Here is a 1,471-nt window from a genome sequence, read left to right on the forward strand (position 1 = left end):
GACATATATGGACGCTCCCATGCCGTCAAGGCATTAGTTATCCAAACCACTTTTTAACTCTGTATATTGAGTGGTTTTGTCTTTTTCTTATTAACCGCTTTTGACTTTTACCAATTCCGCAAACTCGATGAAGGGTCGTACTAGACATATATCCGGCCTGTTATGAAAACCTTTTGTTTAGTTTTCTGGCCTTGATGAGATCCGTACTTAACTGTCTTAATCAGCCACTCGGTTTCAAGAACCTTGTCTTACCCAGACTATCGTTAAGTGCGGAAAACCCGCTTTTCACATCATTTGTTCGTCGACTTTGGTTGGATCTGCTTCGGTTTTTTTACTCTTTAGTTCTTTTTAATCATTAAGCCGGTACAGCCTTATAGGCTTCATTTCGATGAAGTAAAATCCAAGCAATCCTTGCTAATCTGTTTGCAATTGCTACAGCCCCTTTATTAACACCACGTCGTTCGACCAGTTGTTTAATCCAAACAGATAGTTTGTCATTCTTCCCTTTTGTTCGGTGGATTAACGTTCGCGCCCCATGTATGAGCTGCTTGCGTAAATACTGATTACCACGTTTACTCATTCGTCCCATCGATGACTTGCCGCCACTAGCATGTTGCTTTGGCGTTACGCCAAGCCAAACTGATAGTTCTCTTGGATTAGCAAACTGACTGGCATTGCCAATGGCTGCGAATAAAGCTGTTGCATTGATAATGCCGATACCAGGAATGGTCATCAGCCGCTGACAGAGCTCATTTTCAAGAACATATTCATCAAGCTCTTTTTGTATGGATAATCGACGTCTTGATAAGTTGTCATACTCTTCTTTTACTTCTGCTAATTGACACTTGATACGAGAGGTGAGTCTTGTATCAGCAGGGTCGAGTAGTAAGGCTATGTGCTTGGTAAAGCCAGATAGGCCTTTTGGCATGATGATGCCATATTCACTTAATAGGCCTCGTGTTTGGTTAACAATGCTGGTTCGACGAGAGATCAACTTATCTCGAATGCGATGTAGAGCCTGAATATCTTGCTGTTCAATGGTTTTAAGAGGCACAAAACTAATGTTAGGTCGTAATGATGCTTCTGCGACAGCAAGGGCATCATTGTGGTCATTCTTGTTCCCTCGAACAAAAGGTTTCACATGCTGAGCAGGAATGATACGTACATCATGGCCCATATCGGCAAATAGTCGGGCCCAATAATGGCTAGAATAACAAGCCTCCATGACAACAATAGACTTATCTTGTTTCATTAAAGTAGTCGGTAATTGAGCTCGAGAAACTTGTTTGTTCTTAATCACTTTGTGATCGGGCGAAAGAATACAAATTTGAAAAACATTCTTTGCTAAATCAATGGCAATCGTATTAATCTTATTCATGTGGATGCTCCTTAGTATTAACTGTTGTTAGCACATACAGTTTGGCGCATTATGACGCCGGTGCTACTTTGGAGCGTCCATCCCATCAGCCAT

At 41.5% G+C, this 1,471-nt stretch carries 1 protein-coding gene; it reads right to left on the bottom strand.

Features of this window, described 5'->3' with window-relative positions; genetic code table 11:
• Nucleotides 1–355 precede the first annotated feature (355 nt).
• Nucleotides 356–1,378 (bottom strand): IS110 family transposase, encoded by a 1,023-nt coding sequence (locus TW85_RS24770; RefSeq protein ID WP_046019822.1) that lies wholly within the window; start codon nucleotides 1,376–1,378, stop codon nucleotides 356–358.
• Nucleotides 1,379–1,471 lie beyond the last annotated feature (93 nt).

The sequence above is a fragment of the Marinomonas sp. S3726 genome, assembly GCF_000967665.1.
In the GTDB taxonomy this organism is placed as follows: domain Bacteria; phylum Pseudomonadota; class Gammaproteobacteria; order Pseudomonadales; family Marinomonadaceae; genus Marinomonas.

What these genes read in the sequence shown, in the direction of transcription:
- TW85_RS24770 (WP_046019822.1), bottom strand. Translation starts at nt 1,378, where the DNA reads ATGAATAAGATTAATACGATTGCCATTGATTTAGCAAAGAATGTTTTT.